Below are 20,041 nucleotides of genomic sequence, written 5' to 3'. Positions count from 1 at the left end.
CTTCTACATTCTTTCTGGTGCTTTAACTCCCAAAAGATTGAACACTATCTCATAAACATTTTTAATAACACTCAATAAACCTAATCTTGCCAAACTTAGAGAAATATTTGTTTCATCAACTATTTTATATTTTGAATAATAACTGTGGAATTTTTCGGAAACTAAATAAATATAATTTGTTAAAAAGTGAGGTGATAATTTTTCTTCAACTTGTTTAAGGGAATTAACAAATTCATCCAACAATTTAATTATACTCATTTCTTCCGGATTTTCCAAAAGTTCTATATTATCCAAATAATCGCCTTTTATCCCTTTTTCAGAGGCTTTCTCAAAAATGCTATTTATCCTCGCATATGCATATTGTACATAATACACAGGATTTTCATTAGTTTTAGACTTTGCAAGTTCTAAATCGAAAACTAAATGTGTATTTACATCATTCATAACAAAGAAATATCTTGTTGCATCTTTTCCTGCTTCATCTAAAAGTTCTTCCAAAGTTACAAAATTACCTGCCCTCGTACTCATTTTTACAACTTCTTTTCCACGTTTTAAAGTAACAAATTGATGGAGTATGAAATTTAAAAATTCATTAGAAATATCAAGAGCGCTCATAGCAGCTTTCATTCTAGGAATATGCCCATGATGGTCACTGCCAAAAATATCATAAACTTTGTTATATTCTCTCTCAAATTTATACAAATGATACGCAATATCCGTCAAAAAATAAGTATAAGTACCATCACTCCTAATTAAAACTTTATCGTCTTCGTTGAGAAACTTTGACACTTTAAACCAAAGCGCGTTATCCTTTTCATATACTAAATTTTTCACTTTAAAAATTTCCAATACCCTGTCAACATATCCTTTTTCTATTACAAAACTTTCCCTTATTTTACTATCAAATTTACAACCTATTTTGCTAAGTGTCCCCTCCATATTATCTAATATACTAGATACGGCTTCCTTCATGAAAAACTTCTCCACTTTCTCATCCCATTTATCTACAAACTTATTTCCTTCCCTTTCACTCAAACTTCTTGCAATATCCATTAAATACGTACCTTTATAACCATCCTCAGGTAAATCATATTCTTTTCCGAATAACTCATTGTACCTCACCCATAAAGAACGCGCCAAAAGTCTTATTTGTCTTCCTGCATCGTTTAAATACATTTCTTTTTCAACATCATACCCCAAAAACTCCAAAACATTACCTAGAACATCACCTATCACTAGCTGTCTTCCGTGTCCTACTGTAAAAGGACCTGTAGGATTTGCACTACCATATTCCAGCTGTACTTTCAATTGTTTCGGTTTTGGTCTCCAATAATTTGCACCCTTTTTTAACATTTCTTCCAAAATACTGATATAAAATGCCTTTGAAATTCTAAAATTTATAAAACCCGGCCCAGCAATATTAACTTCTAAGAATAAAGGGTCACTTTCCAATTTTGCAACGAATATCTTTGCTATCTCAAGAGGAGGTTTCCTGAAATACTTAGCTCCAATTAAAGCTACATTCGTTGAAAAATCCCCAAATCGTTCATCTGGAATTTCTATGTTATAAGAATAATCAAAACCTTCTTCCAAAAGTATACTTTTTATTTTTTCATCAATTATATCTCGTATCAAACCTTTGCACCTCCAAGATCCTCAACTAATTTTAAAATTTCCGATACCCCTTCTTTAGTCACAGCTGAATAAGGTATAACAATATAGTTTTCACCAAATAAATTTCTGTAATACCTAATCATTTTAGATTTTTCAGACATCTTTAACTTGTCTATTTTAGTTAAAACAATGGAAAAAGGTAAATCCATTTCTTTTAACCAATCAATCATCATTTCATCGTTTTTTTGCAATTCATGTCTTCCATCAACAAGCAAAAAAATCATCTTTATATTCCAAAATCTACTTTCAAAATAAAATTCTATTATTTGCTTCCACCTAAGCCTTTCTTTTTCAGAAACTTTGGCAAAACCATAACCAGGTAAATCTACAAAATAAAGTAAATCATTTATTTTATAAAAATTAACAGAAGCAGTTTTTCCTGGCTTTTTACTTGTCTTTGCAATGTTTCTCTCTGTTAATGTATTCAATAAAGTTGACTTTCCAACATTCGATCTTCCAACAAAAACAAACTCACCATTTAACGGCTCAGGATATCTTTCTTTTTTACTATATATAGTTTTTACCAATTCAACACTCTTTATCTTCACAAATCAATGCCTCCCTTAACACTTCGTCAATTGTATTTACGAAAACAAATTTGATATCTTTTCTAACTTCTCCTGGTATTTTTTCAATATCATATCTATTTTGATATGGTAAAATAATTTTCTTTATTCCTTTTCTATACGCAGCTAAAACTTTTTCCTTTATTCCTCCAACGGGCAAAACTCTTCCCCTCAATGTTATTTCACCCGTCATTGCAATATTGTTATCAACAGGAACTTTCTTAACAGATGAGAACAAACTAGTTACCAAAGTAACGCCTGCACTTGGTCCATCTTTTGGCACTGCACCTTCTGGAACATGGATATGTATATCATTCTTTTCAAAAAATTCTGTAAACTCCTCTCCACAAAGCTTTTTCACTAAACTAAAGGCAATTTGTGCAGATTCTTTCATCACTTCTCCCAATTTACCTGTTAATATTAATCTTCCCTTTCCCGGAAATAATATGCTTTCTATAAACAAAGTCGTCCCGCCATATGCCGTCCAAGCAAGTCCAGTTGATACACCAATTGTTGGTTTTTTTAATCTGTTTTCTTCTTTTATCCTTGGAGCCCCAAGGTAATCCTTTACTTTTTTGGTAGTTATGATTACTTTTTCTTTCCCTTCCACAATTTCCAAAATAGATTTTCTAACAATAGTCCTCAACTTTCGTTCAAGTTCCCTAACTCCAGGTTCAAGCGTATATTCTAAAATAATTTGCTTAATTGAATCATTCCTAAATACTATCTTTTTTCTTTCAAAATTTAACTCATTGAATATTTTAGGGAGAATATAATCTTTTGCTATATGAAATTTTTCAACGTTAGTATAACTTGGAATTTCAATAATTTCCATTCTATCTTTTAGTGGTTCTGGTATATTGTATAAAGTATTTGCTGTAGTAATGAATAAAACCTCTGACAAATCAAAAGGTAACTCCAGATATAGATCAACAAAATCTTTATTCTGCTCTGGATCCAAGACCTCAAGCAATGCAGATGCAGGATCACCTTGAAAACTTATTCCCATTTTATCAATTTCATCTAATAACAATACCGGATTTTTAACACCTGCTTTTCTAATAAGTTGAATAATTCTCCCAGGTAATGCCCCAACATAAGTCCGTCTGTGGCCTCTAATTTCTGCTTCATCTCTTAAACCTCCTAAAGACATCCTTAAAAATTTCCTTCCCAAAGCCTCTGCAATAGAACGTCCCAAAGAAGTTTTCCCCACACCTGGTGGTCCAACAAAACAAATAATAGGTGCTTTCATCGACTTTGAAACACTACGTGTAGCCAAAAATTCCAAAATTCTTTGCTTGGGTTCTTCAAGACCAAAATGATGCTTTTCCAAAACATTTTTAGCAATCTTCAAATCAGATAATTCCTCTGTCTTTTTATTCCAAGGTAAATTTAAAATCCAATCTAAATAATTCCTTATAACATTTGCTTCAGGTGAATAGGGAGACATCTTTTCAAGTCTTTTCAATTCAAATCTTGCTTTTTCTTTAACATAATCCGGCAAATCATCATTTTCTATTTTTTCTTCTAATTCCCTAATTTCAGCATCTTCTTCTCCACCAAGCTCTTCTCTAATAACCCTTAGTTTTTCTCTTAAAAAGTATTCTTTTTGCGATTTTTCAATTCTTTTCTTTACCTTTTGATCTAATTGGTGTTCTATTTCAAGTAATTCCGTTTCTTTAGATATTAATTCCAAAATTTTCTCTAAACGTCTTGCAGGATGTAATATTTCAAGTAATTCTTGCTTTTCTTCTAAACTTCCAGGGCAAATTGATGCAGCTAAATCTGCAAATACATCGGGATCTTCCATATCCTCCAAAAACATTAAAGCTTCTGTGGGGAGCTTTCTAGAATATTGTATGTATTTTTGCATTTCATCTCTCACAACTCTCATTAAAGCAATTAATTTTTTTGTCTTCCGATATTTTGATTTTAAAAGCTTTATCTTAAATTTAAAGTATTTTTTTTCAATTGATTTAATCCATTCCGCCCGCGAAATTCCCTCTACCAAAACCTTAAAAGTTCCATCTGGAAGTTTACCAATTTGCATTATTTTTACAACTGTTCCAATTTTAAATAAATCAATCTCTTTGGGTTCTTCAATCTTTGGATCTTTCTGATTAACTACAAACAACAATTGATTGTAATTTTCCATTGAATCCTCTAAAGCATATAACGACTTTTCACGCCCTACATAAAATGGTACAACAGTATTTGGATATACAACAACATTACTTCTCATTGCAATGACGGGTAACTCTCCCGGAATTTCTATTTCTTCCTCATTTAATTTTGCAACCTTCTGTTCTAACTTCTCAAACTTTTTTTCTTTCATTCATCCACCTCCTTAAACTAATAGTTAGTTTCTCCAAGTCAGTAAAAAATTCAAGATCTCTTGTCTTTTCATCCCTATGATAAAAGTTTATTTTAAGCCCTTCTTCAGTAAAATAATCCTTAAATAAATCACTCCATTCTATTATAAAAATTCCTTCTTTATCTTCAAAATTCTCTTCTAATACGTAAAAAACTTCGTCAAAATCAGATATTCTATAAAGATCCACATGATAAATTGTTCTTTTTCCTTCATAAACGTTAATTATAGAAAATGTAGGACTACTCACTTGTAACCAATCCACTCCAAGATAGTAACATAAATACTTCGTAAAAGTGGTTTTTCCTGAACCCAAATCTCCATTTAAATATATAAAATTTAAATCATCAATATTTTTGGAAATTATTTTAGTTAAACTTTTTAAATCCTCTAATGATACATTTTCTATCTTCACAATATCACCTTTTAAAGATAAGATTTAACATAAGAGTCAGCACTAAACTAAATAAAATCATAGAAGTTATAGGAATAATTATCACAAAATTACCTTTCTTTATAACAATATCTCCAGGTAATGGAAATATTTTAATCTTCTCTAAAATCATTGCTATTATTCCAATCATTATCAGAAGAGTTCCCATCCAAATTAGTACTTTCCACATCTTTATCACCTCTAAAATATTCAAAAGGTAAAGCAACAGTTTCTCCATCCCTTGTATATATAGTCACCCTCGATAAAAATACATTAACCGTTATTACTTTTGCATCTTTTCCTTCATACTTAATAGTACTTCCTTCATCTGGTATATTTTTCAATGCATCGATATAAAAATCATATTCAAATTTCAAACAACATAGTAATCTACCACAAGGACCTGTTATTTTGGCAGTATTAATCATCATTTGTTGTTTTTTGGCATGTTTTAACGTAATACTATCAAAATTCCTCAACCAGTACGTACAACAAGCTTTTTTTCCACACAATCCAAGTCCTTTAACAAATTTCATTTCATCTCTCGCACCTACTTGCCTCAACTCAATTCTCGTCTTAAACTCTTTTGCAATATCCTTTACAAGTTCTCTAAAGTCTACCCTATTTTTTGAACTAAAATAAATAACCAATCTTGAATCATCCAGCATCAATCTTGCATCAAGTATTTTCATATTTAATCCATGCTTTTTTACCAATTTCTTAGTAACATTAATAGCTTCATCGGCAATTTTTCTGTTTTCCTCTATTTTTACCAAATCTTCAGAAGTTGCCTTTCTAAATATTGGTTTTAAGTCGTATCCTATTTCATCTATACTCATTTGTCTTTTGCCAATTCGCACAATTCCATAATCTAAACCAAATTCACTCATTACAACTACTTTGTCACCAAGCTTTATATCTTCCCCATTATCTGTATAATAAATTATCGGACCAATAGGCATCAATTCCACACCATATACTTCTGCAACTAATCCCATATTTATTCCTCCTTTTTTTCTCTCAAATAATTATACCATGAAATAAAATATGAAGAATTCAAAAAATATTTTGTATTGCAAACAAAATATCGTATAATTACCTTAAAGTTGATACAGATTTAGAAAAAATGAAAATGAAATAACATACCATTTTCCAAAAAGAATTTAGTGTTATCAATAATCATATTTTTGGTCGTTCTTTAGACGACAGATTTAGAGGGTTTGTTCTTGAAAAAGTTATTTCCCAAATTTTAACTATCAAACTTTCAACAGTACAAGAAAAAAGAGTAATTGACAACAACTTTTTTAAATATTGGTTATATTACCCCCAATAGATCAAACACGAAAAAAGAACAATAATCAGATCTTTCGACAATTCAGGCACTGATTTGTTAATTTTGAATCCAAAAAAATTATACAAAACACATTACTCCTATTCAATCTGCATCACTTGGATTTGAAAAGAATAAAAGCAGCTTTTTGAAGAATTTTATTCGTGGATCTATCAAAGGAGGGATTATAATGCTGTATATACTACTTTTTTTGTCAGGTATTGGTGCAGGTTTTGTAAATGTTCTTGCAGGTGGTGGCTCTATGCTAACACTACCTATCCTTACACTTCTTGGGCTAGATATTTCAGTAGCTAATGGCACAAACAGAATAGGCATACTTTTGCAGAATATAATTGCAACTACAAATTTTAAGAAAAACAAGGCCTTTTCAGTTAAAGAAGGCTTGTTACTTTCCATCCCAACTACAATAGGTGCTATCTTTGGAACTTTCACCGTGTTAAATATAGATAAATACATTCTAGAAAAAATAATTGGAATTATTTTTCTTATAATAAGTGTTTTTATCTTATACAAACCAAAAGTTTGGGAGGAAGGAAAAAAAGTTAAAAAAAACTATCCTTTAAGTTTTTTAATCTTTCTAATAATAGGCTTTTATGGTGGATTTATACAAGCAGGTGTTGGTTTCTTTCTAATTACAAGTCTAATCTTCATAGAAGGGAATAATATTAAAAAAGCAAATGCTCTAAAAGTATTTATAGTCTTATGTTATACTTCTTTCTCATTTCTCATATTTTTACTAAATGGAAAGATAGATATATTAAAGGGCACAATTCTAGCATTTGGAACAATGATTGGTGCAAAGCTTGGAACAACTACTGCACTAAAAAGTAGTACAAAATTTGTAAGGTTAATAGTATTTGTAATGATAGTAATTTCATCAATAAGATATCTACTTTAAAATAGAGCTCCACATGGTAATGACTTAAATTTTATCGTCTCCCATTTTATTTTTTAACACTTTCATTTTTATTCATTTTTGTCAAGAAAATTAGGCTACATATGATATAATATTTTCGGAGGTGAGATAGATGGAAGTAAAAATAAAAAGGCTTTCCAAAAAAGAATTAGAAGAGTTAAATGTTTTCCAATGGCCTATTTGGACAAAGGAGATTTCTGAATTTGATTGGTACTATGATGAAACAGAAATTTGTTATTTTTTAGAAGGGGAAGTTGAAGTTGAAACAAAAGATGGCAAAGTTTACAAAATTGGAAAAGGTGATCTCGTTGAATTTCCAAAGGGATTATCTTGCATCTGGAGAGTAAAAGTTCCAGTAAAAAAACATTATAATTTCAAATAAAAATTAAAAAAGGGGGAGTTTCTTATGAACGTTGAAAAAACCACATTAAAGGAATTTTGTGATATGGTTTCTGATAAATCACCAGTACCTGGTGGAGGAGCAGTGGGGGCGATTGTTGCAGCTTTTTCTGCTGCACTAAATCAAATGGTTGCAAATTTAACCATCGGTAAGAAAAAATATGCTGAATATGAAGAAAGCATGGAAGAAGTTTTAGAACACATGGAATATTCAAGAAATAAATTACAAGATATAGCCACAAAAGATATGGAAGCATTCAACGAAGTTATGAAAGCAATTAAAATTCCAAAAGACAATCCAGAAAGAGGAAAAATTTTACAAGAAGCATTAAAAAAAGCAGCTGATGTTCCATTTGAGCTTGCAAGGGAAACTAGGAATATATTAAAATATTCACAAATCACAAGTAAATTTGGAAATAAAAATGCTATATCAGATGCATATTCTTCAGCAGAACTTGCCTATTCTTCTTTCAGAATAGCTATGTACAACGTGTTAATTAATCTTTCAAGTATAAAGGATGAGGATTTTGTAAAAGAATATAAAGAAGAACTGGAAGATCTAAAGAATGAAGTCGATGGATTATACAAAAATATTAGGGAGTTGATAAAGGAAAATGGGTTTGAAATTTGAGCTTTTAAAAACAACTAAAAACGCCAGAAGAGGTAGAATATATCTACCACACGGAGTTGTAGAAACTCCAACTTTTATGCCAGTGGGCACTAATGCAAATGTAAAATTAATGACACCTGAAAACTTAAAGAATGTAGGTGCACAAATTATACTTGCCAACGCATTCCATTTGTATTTAAAACCAGGTATAGAAGTTTTAAAACATCATGATGGAATACACAATTTTATGAATTGGGATAGACCGGTTTTAACTGATAGTGGAGGGTTTCAAGTATTTAGTTTAAGAAAGGGTAGAAAGATAACAAAAGATGGAGTATTAATAAAGTCTCCACTAGATGGAAGTATGCATATGATTACCCCAGAACTCTCTATGGAAATTCAAAATGCCATTGGTTCAGATATAGTTATGGCCTTTGATTATTGTGCTGAACCTGGAATTACTCATCAAGAAGCAGTATATGCACTGGAACTTACAACTCAGTGGGCTGAAAGAAGTTTAAAAAAAATAAGAAGTTTGTCGGATCAAGCAATATTTGGTATAGTTCAAGGAGCATTTTTTAAAGATTTGAGGGAAAGAAGTGCAAAAGAAATTACCAGTATGAATTTTGATGGATTTGCCATAGGCGGATTAAGCGTGGGGGAAGAATATAACTTAACTTTAGAAATGACTGAATTTACAGTTCCTCTTTTGCCTGAAAATAAACCTAGGTATTTTATGGGAGCAGGAGCACCAAAATTAATAGTTGATCTAGTTAATCTTGGTGTGGATGTTTTTGATAGTGTACTACCAACAAGGGTGGCAAGGCATGGTCAGGCTTTGACGTGGAAAGGGAAAATAAATATAAGAGCTGCAAAACATAAATTCGACAAGACACCTATTGACAAAGAATGTAAGTGCTATACATGTAGAAATTATTCTAGATCTTATTTGAGACATCTTTTTGATAGAGGTGAAGCTTTAGGGCAAATACTTCTAACGATACATAATTTGCATTTTATGATGGATTTAAGTAAAAGGATTCGTGAAAGTATTGATAACAACACCTTTGAGGATCTAAGGGGGGAGGTTTTAAAATATTATGCTTAAAAAAATTTTAGTAATTTTATTAAGTATTCTAAGTGTTTTTTTATTTTCCATGAGAAATATTGAAAATCCTGCAAATTTTAGAGAAACTTATACAAGCTTGGGGTTTTCATATTCTACTTATTTTTCAGATATATGGATCACTAAATTTGGATTGTTTTATAGTGAAAAAGAGGATAATTTAATCGGCAAATTATATCTTTTTACCGAAAATGCAAGCCCAGAAAATCTCAATAGGGTTGGTTATATCTTGAAATCAGTGGGCGATGAATTTCAATGGGGTATAAACTTTCTCGTTAAAAAATATACTAATAGCACAAATGAGGGATATTCTTTTTGCTTAGGCGTAGGTTTTATGAGTAAAATCATAGATTACGTAAAGTTGGGAGCTTTTGTTGAAGAACTAACACTTTTTGCCCAAAGTCCATTTGAATTTTTTAAACCAGATGTTGGTGTAGATTTGATAATTGGGAATGAAACATATAGTCTTGTTGCAAATTTTCAATTTATAAAACAAGAGTACTTTCAGTTTAATGTAGGTCCTGTACTTAACTTTAAAACATTGGAATTAGGTGCTTTTTGGAATCCAGGATATACTATTAACAAATCGTTTTTCAATAAAATCAGTGGTTATTTTGCATTAAGAATAGAAAAACTTATGGTATTACTTGATGCATTTTATGCAATTGACAGAAATACAGTTTCTGATTTACCAATGCACTATGAAAACACACTGTACGGTTACAATCTATCTTTTGAGGTGGGGTTTTAAATGAAAAAAATTTTGGAAAAAGACGATATTAGAAGGTCCCTAATGAGAATTTCGCATGAAATACTTGAAAAAAATAAAGGCGCAAAGGATATTGTTTTGATTGGTATATTTACAAGAGGATATTATTTAGCTAAAAGAATAGCTGAGAATATAAAGAAAATAGAAAATGTTGAGGTAAATGTAGGAGGATTAGATGTAGGACCATTTAGGGATGATGATAAAAAAACAAACATAGATAAAAGTGAAATAAACTTTGATGTAAAAGATAAAATAGTTATACTAGTAGATGATGTGTTATTTACCGGTAGAACAGCAAGAGCAGCTATGGATGCAGTAACACATAGAGGAAGACCAAAACTTATACAATTATCCGTTCTTGTAGATAGAGGACATAGAGAATTTCCAATAAGACCTGATTATGTAGGAAAAAACATTCCTAGCTCGAAGGATAAGGAAATAGTAAAAGTAAAAATAAAAGAAATTGACGACGAAGATGCAGTATATATTTTCAATAAGGAGGCGTAATGGTGAAACTTTTTGGGACCGATGGAATCAGAGGAGTTGTAAATGAATTCTTGACTCCAGAACTTGCATTCAAATTAGGAAATGTATTGGGAAATATGGTAGATAAAAAAATATTTATCGCAAAAGATACAAGGGCATCTGGTGATATGTTAGAAGAAGCTTTGGTTGCAGGAATTACATCTGCTGGTGTAGATGCGTATAAATGCGGAATTTTGCCAACTCCTGCTCTTGCACTTATTACTAGAATAGAAAATGCCGCTGGTGTTATGATCTCCGCTTCACATAATCCACCAAAGTACAATGGTTTAAAAGTTTTAATGAAAGGTTATAAGCTTCCAGATGAAATTGAAGAAAGAATAGAATTTGAAATGGAAAATATAAAATATTGTAATTATAAAAATATTGGAAGAGTAATAAACTACAGTTTTGCGCATGAAGAATATTTTGAATACATAAAAAAGACATACGAAGGTTTAGATTTACGAGGGATAAAATTAATAGTTGATGTAGCAAATGGTGCCACATATGATTTAAATCCTAAAATTTTAGAATTTTTTGGAGCAAAAGTAGAAGTAATTAATGATAAACCAGATGGGTTTAACATAAACAAAGAATGTGGTTCTACACATCCTGAAGCGGTTAAAAAATATATTACAGGTGGTAAAATTTCGGTTTTGTATGATGGTGATGGAGATAGATGTATATTTGTAGATGAAAATGGAAATGAATTTCACGGCGATAAAATTTTAGGCGTTACAGCACTCAAATTGAAAAGCGAACAAAGATTGGCAAATAACACAGTTGTGTTAACAATACTTTCAAATATGGGAGTTGAAGAATTTTTAAAAAACAATAAAATTAATACTGTAAGAACCAAAGTTGGAGATAGATATGTCTTAGAAGAAATGTTAAAAAATAATTACGTTTTAGGCGGAGAAAGAAGTGGGCATATAATTTATAAAGATAGAAACACAACTGGTGACGGATTAATAACAACATTGGAGGTTTTGTCTCATCTTGTATGGCAACAAAGTACTTTATCTGAGTTATCAAAATTGGTGCCTGATTATCCACAAGTTATGATAAACGTAGAAGTAAAAAATAAAGAAGTTTATAAAAACAAGAGCGTTTTTGATCTTATGAAAGAAACAAAGAATTGTAGAGTTATTATTAGACCATCTGGTACAGAACCAGTTATTAGGATTTTAGTTGAAGGTCCTGAATTCGATGAAATTAACCATGTAGCAAATGAATTTTCAAATTTAATTGAAAAATTGGATAAGGAGTGAAAAGCATGGCAAATATAACTGAAGAAATGGTTTGGAATAAGCTTAAAGAGGTTATTGATTTTGAAATAGGTTTAGACGTTGTTTCTTTGGGATTAGTATATGAAGTTAAAGTGGATGACAAAAACAATATATTTGTATTGATGACTATGACAACACCAATGTGTCCACTCGCCGGTATGATTTTGCAAGATGCAGAAGCAAAATTAAGAGAATTAGATGGGGTAAATGATGTAAAAGTGGAATTGACCTTTGACCCACCTTGGACACCTGAAAGGGTAGATCCAAACGTCAGGTCACAACTTGGTATATGAAGGTTTTAGACGTAATTGATATCTTTAGAAAAAAAAGGCTTCCAGAATTGGAAGCCTATATTCTATTGAAATATTTTACCAAAAAATCAAAAGAATATCTTATCGCACATCCAGAGTATGAATTTGATGGAACTGAATTTGAAAAATGGATAAATTTGAGATTAAAAGGTTATCCCTTAGCTTATATAGTTAAAGAAAAGGAATTTTTCAAATACAAATTTTATATTGAAGAAGGAGTTTTAATTCCAAGACCCGAAACTGAACTTTTAGCAGAGATTGCAATCGATATAATAGAAAAAAATAAAATAAAAAAGATTGCAGAAGTTGGTGTTGGAAGTGGTGCGTTAATTATTTCAATTCTTTTAAACACAAATTGTATTGGTTATGCAACTGACATATCTGATAAGGCAATAAAAGTAGCAACCATAAACTTAAAAAGGTACAACCTTGAAAAAAGGTTAAAAATACAAAAGGGAAAATATCTTGAGCCTTTCAACAAAAAATTTAGTGAAATTGAACTTATTGTATCTAATCCACCTTATGTAAGAAAAGACGCAATTCTTTCTTCGGAAGTCCACTATGAACCAAAAGAAGCTTTGTTTTCAGGTGAAGATGGACTAGATTTTTACAGAAAATTCTTAGATTTGTATGATTTTTCTGATAAAATTGTAGTAATGGAAATAGGTCATGATCAAGGAGAATTTTTCAGGAAAAAAGATTGGACTGTTATAAAAGATTATTCGGGGAACGACAGAATAGTAATGAAAGATTTTCGGAGGTGAAATTTTATGAAAGTAGTCTTGTTAAGAGATGTTCCAAAAATTGGGAAAAAGGGAGAAATTAAAAATGTTTCAGATGGATATGCAAGAAATTTTCTTATACCAAAGGGATTGGCTCTTGAAGCAACTCCAAAAGTTTTAAAAAGATTAGAAGACGAAAGAAAAAAAGCAGAAGAAGAAAAAGCAAGGAAAAAGAAAGAAAATGAAGAAATTTTAAAAAATTTACAAAAGTATTTCTATAAAATTCTGGTAAAAGCAGGGGAAAGTGGTAAGTTATTTGGCGCTTTAACTAGTTCAGATATTGCGGATGCTATTTTAAAATTTTCGGGTATAAAAATAGATAAAAAGCATATAATATTAGACAAACCTATAAAAAATGTTGGAATTTACGATATTTTAATAAAATTTCCAGAAGGGGTTTCTGGAAAAATTAAAGTTGAAGTTGTTCAGGAGGGTAAAAATTGAATATAATCGCTTATTCCAAAGCTTTATATACAACTTGGATTTATTATTCTCCTGAACGGATACTTTTTGATTCAGGAGAGTCTGTTTCTACGCTCCTAAATAATAAAATCTATGCTATAAAACACATTTTTTTGACCCATGGTCATGTGGATCATATATCCGGATTATGGTCTTTGATTAACACAAGAAATAATGCAATGGGAGATAGAGAAAAGGAATTAAATATTTATTATCCAAAGGGAAATAAAGGAATAAAAGAATATTTAGAATTTATTAAAAAGATGAACTCTGACTTAAAATTTAAATTGGGTATATTTCCTTTAGAAGAAGGTAAAAAAATAATTTTAAGGGAAAAGAGCCCTAAAAAATATATAGTACCATTTAGAGTGACACATACATATAGTGAAAAAAGTTTCGGATATCATATCTTTGAAGTAAGAAAAAAATTAAAAAGAGAATTTCAAGAATTGGAACAATCTAAATTAGCAGAACTTGCAAAAAAATATGGTGGAGATTATATTTCGGAAAATTTTGAAAAGAAAATATTAACAGTTTCTGGAGACACATATCTTCTGAAAAAAGAAGATATAAAAGATACGGAGATACTATTTCACGAATGTACTTTTCTCAAAAAAGAAGATAGAAAGTATAAAAATCATGCTGTTTTAGAAGATGTTTTAGAACTTGTGAAAGACACCAATGTAAAAAAATTAATTTTATACCACATTTCAGGAAGATACGGTAGAAGACCGGAAAAGTATTTGGAAGAGTATGTAAATAATTTAAATATGGAAATTTATCTTGTAAAACCCGAAAAAATATTTAGATTATGAAGGTGTATATATGGAAAAATATTTGTTTTTAAGTGATTTGCACGTTGGTGATGGTAAAGAAAAAGACGATTTTGAGCAAGATTATTATTTTGAAAAACTGTTAAAAGATTTTTCAGATAATTCTAACATTTCCCTTTTTATTGTAGGAGATGTTTTTGAATTTGTTGAAAGTAAATTAACTTTAGAAATAGATTTATCTAATTACGAAAAAGCTATAAAATCAATTCCAGAGAATATAATCGATGAATATGAAAAAAATCATCCTTTTGTTTTTTCTGCATTAAGAAAGATAGGAAAAAATGGAAAGATATATTATATTGTTGGTAATCATGATTACTATTTATTGAAAAACAAAAAATTATCCGAAAGATTATTGGAAAAAATTCCCAATTTATACATTAAACCTTATTATTACGATGAAAGGTTGAAACTACTTGTTATTCATGGAAATCAATTTGATCCAGTAAATAGATTTTCAGTAAATTCTAATACTGGGGAGTTGGTTCCACCGCTTGGTGAATATATTGTAAAGTACATGATGAAAAATTTTGATTCAAAAATTGATCTTCCAAAACAAATAGTAAAAGATTATGACAACGTAAGACCAACGCTTGATTTATTTGATTGGTTTAACGTTATCTCCAAAAAATACGATTTAGGAATAGATTTACTAAAATTTTGGATCGATGAATTTTTGGATATGATGAAAACATCAGAGGCAAAAAAATGGATGAAAGTAAACTATCCATTTTGGAGTAAATTTTCAAAGGTGTTTTTAAATGATTTTGGAGGAATAAAATTTGGAGAGTTTATTATCCGTATGGTGATGCATTTTAGAACTTTAAAAAAGACAGATTATTTATCTAAAAAAGCAAAAAAAATTCTAAGTGAAAAATTGGATTTAGGTAAATATATGGTGGGATATGACTTTCAAAATGATATTGGAAAGGTTGATGGAATAGTAATGGGACACATTCACAAACATAATTTCAAGGTTTTTACTGCGTCAAATTCTCCTAAATTTTACATTAATTGCGGTTCTTGGAAACCTGTTGTGGAAAAAATAAAAGGTAGAGTATTTCATAAAAAAAATGAACTATTTTACGCTGTTTTGAATGTGGGAAAAGATATTGAGATAATTACTTCCACTGTAAATATGCTAAAAAGTCGGGAAGTGATATTTTGAAAGTTGTTACACCACACAAATCACCGGATTTTGATGGATTTGCCGCAGCATATGCATTTAAAAAATTAAATCCAGATTTTAAGTTAGTTGTTAGTGGAAGATTCCAACAAAATTTGGAAGAATTTTTACGCTTATTTGACTTTGAGTATATTAATGAAAAATCAATTGACGAAGATATTGAAAAATTGGTAGTGGTAGATACAGGAACTTTAGATAGAGTTGGGAATAAAATTAAAGAAAAACTTAAATTATCCTCAAAAATAAAAGTTTATGATCACCACCCTGCAATTAAAATTCATGAGAAAAAATTGGATATTGATGTTTTCGAGATAGGTTCTATAACTACTTATTTTGTACTAAAGATTAAGAAAAAAAATATAGAAATAAATGAAAATGAAGCAACATTATTTGCCATTGCAATATATGAAGATACGGGAAATTTCTTGTATGATACCACTAAACCAGAAGACTTAGAAGCTGCAAAATTTTTACTAGAAAAAGGCGCAATGTTGGAATATATACAAGAATTTACCAGTTTGGAAATTAATACAGAACAAAAAAATTTAATGCACATGTTAGGTGAAAATATTGAAATAATTAAATTAGATAATAATGAAATATCAATAGCCAGTGCTGAAATAGAAAAGTTCATTGGCGGTTTAAATATAATAACTACGAAACTTTGGGAATTTGAAAATTATGATACCTTAATATCCGTTGTCAGAATGGGGAAAAAAATATTCATTGTTGGTAGAACTAAAAGTGAAGAAGTAAATATAAAGAAATTAATGGAAGTTTTTGGTGGTGGAGGACATTTTAAAGCTGGTTCTGCAACTTTACAAAATGTTTCTATTGATGAAGTTATTTATAAATTAAAACATGTACTTTCTCAAGCAATTGAAAGTTCCAGAAAAGCAAAAGACATAATGACTTCACCAGTGAGAACTGTACTTAGCCATGAAACTATTGGCAAGGTTAACGAATTAATGAATTTAACAGGCCATGGTGGATTTCCAATAATTGAAGGAAATAAATTAGTTGGAATAGTAACTAGGAAGGCAGTTGATAAAGCAATAAGACATGGGCTTTCAAATAGACCAGTAAAATCAATAATGAACACAAAATTGATTACTGTGTATGAAGATGAGTCCATATTAAAGGTAAAAAAGATAATGTTAGAAAATGATATTGGAAGAATTCCAGTTTTAAATAAAAATAATATTTTAGTAGGAATAATTACTAGAACAGATTTATTGAATGCAGATATAGAAAAAGCAAAAAATAAAAAAGTAAATATAGACTTTTTTGAAGATGCTAAATCCATTATGATCAAAAATATTCCAAATAAAGTTTTAAATCTCTTGAGACTTCTAGGAACATATGGAGATGATAATAAAACACCCGTGTATGTTGTTGGCGGTTTTGTAAGGGATCTATTCCTAGGAATAAAAAATTTTGATATAGATTTAGTAGTTGAAGGAAATGGTATAGAATTTGCACGTTATGCTAGTAAACAACTAGGTGTAAAGATGGTAGAACATGAAAAATTTTTGACTGCTTCGTTATTTTTTAAAGATGGGTTTAGAATAGATATTGCAACTGCACGAACAGAATATTATGATAAACCTGCAGAATTACCAAAAGTAGATGTAAGTACTATAAAGAAAGATTTATACAGAAGAGATTTCACGATAAATGCCATGGCAATAAAATTAAATTCCGGCGAGTTTGGCACATTATATGATTTTTTTGGTTCTAGAAAAGATTTAGAAAATAAAATTATCAGAGTTTTACACAAATTGAGTTTTATTGAAGATCCGACTAGGATAATAAGAGCAGTAAGATTTGAACAAAGATTTGATTTTAAAATTGAAGATGAAACATTGGAAATTTTGAAAGAGACGTTAGAAGGAAACTATTTAGAAAAAGTAACAGGCCAACGCATAAGGCAAGAACTGGAAAAAATCATTAAAGAAAAAGATCCAGTAAAAGGTATAAAAAGGCTAGCTGAATTAAAAATTTTAATGCATATTTTTCCAAAAACATATTTTACAACAACTATGGAAAAAAAATTGAAAAACATGCTTGTATCTTTTGATTTATTAAAAAATATTTACACCAAAAGAAATATTTTTTACGCATTTTTAAGAATACTACTTGAGTTTTACGATATGGAATCTTTAAAAAATGTTGAGGAAAGATATGGAATTCCAAAAAAATTCGTCGACGAGCTAAAAAAAACTGAAAGAAGGTTAATACCTGTTATTGAAATGATAAAAACAAGGATTAAATTTTCTGATATCTATAAAGTTATTGGAAAGCCAATTTTTGAAACAGCAGCACATATTATGGCTTATTTGGATGATAATAATTCAAGGGAATATTTTAAAAAATATCTTGAAAGGGTTTTTAGTACTAAACTCAACATCAAAGGAAACATTTTAAAAGACAAATTTAATATTAAATCTAGTCCAGAAATTGGTAAAATTATGAACAGTATTTTTTGTTATAAATTAGATAATCCAAATATTAATGAAATGGAGAAATTAAAGGAACTACTGGGAGGGACAATTGAATGAAAAAATTATTGTTATTAATTTTGATAATAACTACAAATCTTTTTTCCTATACAGTTGGAGTAATCACCCATTATAGCACAGAAACTTATCAAATTTTATTGGACGCAAGTAATCTTTTAAATAATTATAAAGATTACAAAGTACTTTTTTTGGATAATTATGCTTCTGCAGATTATTTTGTAAATTTATATTTAACATATGATGCAACAAATGATATTTATATAGCTACTTACGAAGACGGAAATTATAAAATAAGTAGTCGCTTCTCATTCAAAGGTTATAAAAGTTATAATACATTTTTAAAGGAAATTATCTATTATCCTTTAGAAAAAATTTCTTTTCACAAACTAAGAACAAGGGAATTTAATAATTATCTTCATTTAACATTTCATCCAGGAGTAGATGAGTATGGAGATTTTAAAGATGGAAAGTTTTTATTTATAACTGATAGGCTAGGAGGAAATAGAAATATTGCGTATATCGACATTTTAAATGAACAGATGAATATACTCCCCATTTGGGGAAGTAGCGAATACTATCCTAAGTTTTCAAATGATTTAAAACAAATAATTTTTCAAGGTTCGTTACATGGAAATTGGAATATATATATAATGCCGTTTTCTTCTGATTATTCAAAAAAAATCAAGAAAATCTCATCTGGTAAGTTGTCTTCTTATACACCTGTATGGTACGGTAATGACAAAATTATATATATTCAGGACTTAGAAAAGGGAAATTTAATGATGATATATGATTTAAAAAAAGCAAAATACAAAGAGCTAAAAACATATGGAGATATGGTTTTTACACCATTTGCAAGTGGAACAGAAATTTATTATACTTCTCTTAATGGAGCTAATTTTGGAATATATAAATATGTAAATGGAAAAAATGAAAAAGTAGAGGATACATTTTACAACGAACATGATCCAGTTATTTATAAAGAAAAGTTAATTTTTACCTCCAATCGTGATGGAACTTACAGAATTTGGATGAAAGACTTAAAAACATCTAGTATTACGTGTTTAACTAAAGATATAAATTACGACGTTTTCTATCCGACAGTCGCAGATGGATTATTGTTTTTCTCTGTATATAAAGATAATGAAGAACCCGATATATTTGTAAAAAAATTAGATTTTTAAAATATGTTTTTTTATATTCTTATCCCAATCTCTAAATTTGTCTTTTGAAATAATCTTGGCTTTTAATTTTTTTGCAAGCGTCAGAATCATTTCATCCGCTGGAGAATAAAAATATACATTTTGAAATTTTAAAATTTCATTATTTTTAAACATATATTTGGCATTTCTATCGAAAACTATGTAAAACGGAAAATAAAATTTTTTAGTTGTTGAAAGCTTATCAAAAACATCAATAATATTATTTATATTCGCCGGAAAAGTCCAATGCGCAATGTTATTCCCATCTAGTATTACAGGACACTCTGGTTTAACAAAAAGAGCCCTTAGTAAATAAGGATGTATTTTTGAAAGTTCTTTAATTTTTTCTTTAGATATTGGATCAAGTTCACGCACTAAATCTTTTATCCAATTAATTTTTTTTAAATCAAAAAACGTTATTTCATTTATTTCAAATACTATATCTTTTAAAAAGGTTTGTTCTTTAACTGTTTCATATGCATATAATTCTAAAAAATCTTTAAGTTTTAACTTAGATAATATTTTTTTCCTTTTTTCGACAAAATCTTTTGTGTATTCTTCATTTAACATTGGAAATGGGAACTTATAAGGATTTGCCCAAAACAGAATTTCTGCAATTTCATTACTTTTAATTCCTAATTCTTCAAAAAGTTTAATTCTCTTGAAAAGACTTCCTTTTCCGTGGATAAGTTGATATGTATATTGTGAAAACAA

Annotated in this window: 21 protein-coding genes; 14 read left to right on the top strand and 7 right to left on the bottom strand. The window is 29.4% G+C overall.

Annotated features, from left to right (window positions below):
* Positions 1-3: 3 nt before the first annotated feature.
* From argS to XO08_RS08105, 6 genes are read right to left on the bottom strand one after another with little or no spacing between them, the layout of a single operon-like run.
* Complete coding sequence (gene argS / locus XO08_RS08130) at positions 4-1,635, bottom strand: arginine--tRNA ligase (protein WP_077287978.1); 1,632 nt, start codon at positions 1,633-1,635, stop codon at positions 4-6.
* On the bottom strand, positions 1,632-2,222 hold the full coding sequence (gene yihA / locus XO08_RS08125) for a ribosome biogenesis GTP-binding protein YihA/YsxC (protein WP_075666446.1): 591 nt from the start codon (positions 2,220-2,222) through the stop codon (positions 1,632-1,634). Before yihA ends, argS begins: the two co-directional genes overlap by 4 nt.
* Positions 2,203-4,575, bottom strand: coding sequence for an endopeptidase La (gene lon / locus XO08_RS08120; protein ID WP_075666445.1), 2,373 nt, complete (start codon positions 4,573-4,575; stop codon positions 2,203-2,205). Before lon ends, yihA begins: the two co-directional genes overlap by 20 nt.
* Positions 4,556-5,026: a tRNA (adenosine(37)-N6)-threonylcarbamoyltransferase complex ATPase subunit type 1 TsaE gene (tsaE, locus tag XO08_RS08115; protein WP_075666444.1), complete on the bottom strand. Its 471-nt coding sequence runs from the start codon at positions 5,024-5,026 to the stop codon at positions 4,556-4,558. Before tsaE ends, lon begins: the two co-directional genes overlap by 20 nt.
* 4 nt (positions 5,027-5,030) lie before the next feature.
* On the bottom strand, positions 5,031-5,177 hold the full coding sequence (locus XO08_RS09505; RefSeq protein ID WP_369819179.1) for a DUF2905 domain-containing protein: 147 nt from the start codon (positions 5,175-5,177) through the stop codon (positions 5,031-5,033).
* Positions 5,158-6,042 carry a regulatory iron-sulfur-containing complex subunit RicT gene (locus tag XO08_RS08105; RefSeq protein WP_075666442.1) on the bottom strand — a complete coding sequence of 295 codons (885 nt, stop codon included), beginning with the start codon at positions 6,040-6,042 and terminating at the stop codon, positions 5,158-5,160. Before XO08_RS08105 ends, XO08_RS09505 begins: the two co-directional genes overlap by 20 nt.
* A 522-nt stretch (positions 6,043-6,564) precedes the next feature.
* On the opposite strand from XO08_RS08105, the gene XO08_RS08100 reads away from it, so the two are divergent.
* The 14 genes from XO08_RS08100 to XO08_RS08035 all read left to right on the top strand — a co-directional run bounded on the left by XO08_RS08100 (position 6,565) and on the right by XO08_RS08035 (position 19,309).
* Entirely contained in the window at positions 6,565-7,293 is a 729-nt protein-coding gene (locus XO08_RS08100; RefSeq protein WP_143609952.1) for a sulfite exporter TauE/SafE family protein, read from the top strand.
* A gap of 130 nt (positions 7,294-7,423) precedes the next feature.
* Positions 7,424-7,693, top strand: coding sequence for a cupin domain-containing protein (locus XO08_RS08095; RefSeq protein ID WP_077287976.1), 270 nt, complete (start codon positions 7,424-7,426; stop codon positions 7,691-7,693).
* A 24-nt stretch (positions 7,694-7,717) separates the two neighbouring features.
* Positions 7,718-8,341 (top strand): cyclodeaminase/cyclohydrolase family protein, encoded by a 624-nt coding sequence (locus tag XO08_RS08090; protein WP_075666440.1) that lies wholly within the window; start codon positions 7,718-7,720, stop codon positions 8,339-8,341.
* Complete coding sequence (tgt, locus tag XO08_RS08085; RefSeq protein ID WP_075666439.1) at positions 8,325-9,428, top strand: tRNA guanosine(34) transglycosylase Tgt; 1,104 nt, start codon at positions 8,325-8,327, stop codon at positions 9,426-9,428. The genes XO08_RS08090 and tgt overlap by 17 nt, the downstream gene beginning before the upstream one ends.
* Positions 9,421-10,197 carry a hypothetical protein gene (locus XO08_RS08080; protein WP_075666438.1) on the top strand — a complete coding sequence of 259 codons (777 nt, stop codon included), beginning with the start codon at positions 9,421-9,423 and terminating at the stop codon, positions 10,195-10,197. The genes tgt and XO08_RS08080 overlap by 8 nt, the downstream gene beginning before the upstream one ends.
* Positions 10,198-10,722: a bifunctional pyr operon transcriptional regulator/uracil phosphoribosyltransferase PyrR gene (gene pyrR, locus XO08_RS08075; RefSeq protein ID WP_075666437.1), complete on the top strand. Its 525-nt coding sequence runs from the start codon at positions 10,198-10,200 to the stop codon at positions 10,720-10,722.
* A 2-nt stretch (positions 10,723-10,724) separates the two neighbouring features.
* Positions 10,725-12,011, top strand: a complete 1,287-nt coding sequence (gene glmM, locus XO08_RS08070; protein WP_077287975.1) for a phosphoglucosamine mutase — start codon at positions 10,725-10,727, stop codon at positions 12,009-12,011.
* A 5-nt stretch (positions 12,012-12,016) separates the two neighbouring features.
* Entirely contained in the window at positions 12,017-12,322 is a 306-nt protein-coding gene (locus XO08_RS08065) for a metal-sulfur cluster assembly factor (RefSeq protein WP_075666435.1), read from the top strand.
* Complete coding sequence (prmC, locus tag XO08_RS08060; RefSeq protein WP_075666434.1) at positions 12,319-13,104, top strand: peptide chain release factor N(5)-glutamine methyltransferase; 786 nt, start codon at positions 12,319-12,321, stop codon at positions 13,102-13,104. The genes XO08_RS08065 and prmC overlap by 4 nt, the downstream gene beginning before the upstream one ends.
* A 6-nt stretch (positions 13,105-13,110) precedes the next feature.
* A complete protein-coding gene (rplI, locus tag XO08_RS08055) occupies positions 13,111-13,566 on the top strand; it encodes a 50S ribosomal protein L9 (RefSeq protein WP_075666433.1) in 456 nt (151 codons plus the stop codon).
* Positions 13,563-14,399 carry an MBL fold metallo-hydrolase gene (locus XO08_RS08050; protein WP_075666432.1) on the top strand — a complete coding sequence of 279 codons (837 nt, stop codon included), beginning with the start codon at positions 13,563-13,565 and terminating at the stop codon, positions 14,397-14,399. Before rplI ends, XO08_RS08050 begins: the two co-directional genes overlap by 4 nt.
* A gap of 10 nt (positions 14,400-14,409) precedes the next feature.
* Positions 14,410-15,585: a metallophosphoesterase gene (locus XO08_RS08045; RefSeq protein ID WP_077287974.1), complete on the top strand. Its 1,176-nt coding sequence runs from the start codon at positions 14,410-14,412 to the stop codon at positions 15,583-15,585.
* Positions 15,582-18,164 carry a CBS domain-containing protein gene (locus tag XO08_RS08040; protein WP_077287973.1) on the top strand — a complete coding sequence of 861 codons (2,583 nt, stop codon included), beginning with the start codon at positions 15,582-15,584 and terminating at the stop codon, positions 18,162-18,164. The genes XO08_RS08045 and XO08_RS08040 overlap by 4 nt, the downstream gene beginning before the upstream one ends.
* Positions 18,161-19,309, top strand: coding sequence for a hypothetical protein (locus tag XO08_RS08035; RefSeq protein ID WP_077287972.1), 1,149 nt, complete (start codon positions 18,161-18,163; stop codon positions 19,307-19,309). Before XO08_RS08040 ends, XO08_RS08035 begins: the two co-directional genes overlap by 4 nt.
* On the opposite strand, the gene XO08_RS08030 is transcribed toward XO08_RS08035, so the two are convergent.
* Positions 19,298-20,041 carry a hypothetical protein gene (locus XO08_RS08030; protein WP_233120247.1) on the bottom strand — a complete coding sequence of 248 codons (744 nt, stop codon included), beginning with the start codon at positions 20,039-20,041 and terminating at the stop codon, positions 19,298-19,300. The two genes, XO08_RS08035 and XO08_RS08030, sit on opposite strands and share 12 nt — an antisense overlap.

The sequence above is a fragment of the Thermosipho sp. 1074 genome (assembly GCF_001999655.1).
GTDB lineage: Bacteria > Thermotogota > Thermotogae > Thermotogales > Fervidobacteriaceae > Thermosipho > Thermosipho affectus.
The sequence above is the reverse complement of the archived record's forward strand: the minus strand, read 5'-3'. Positions and strand labels throughout refer to the sequence as shown.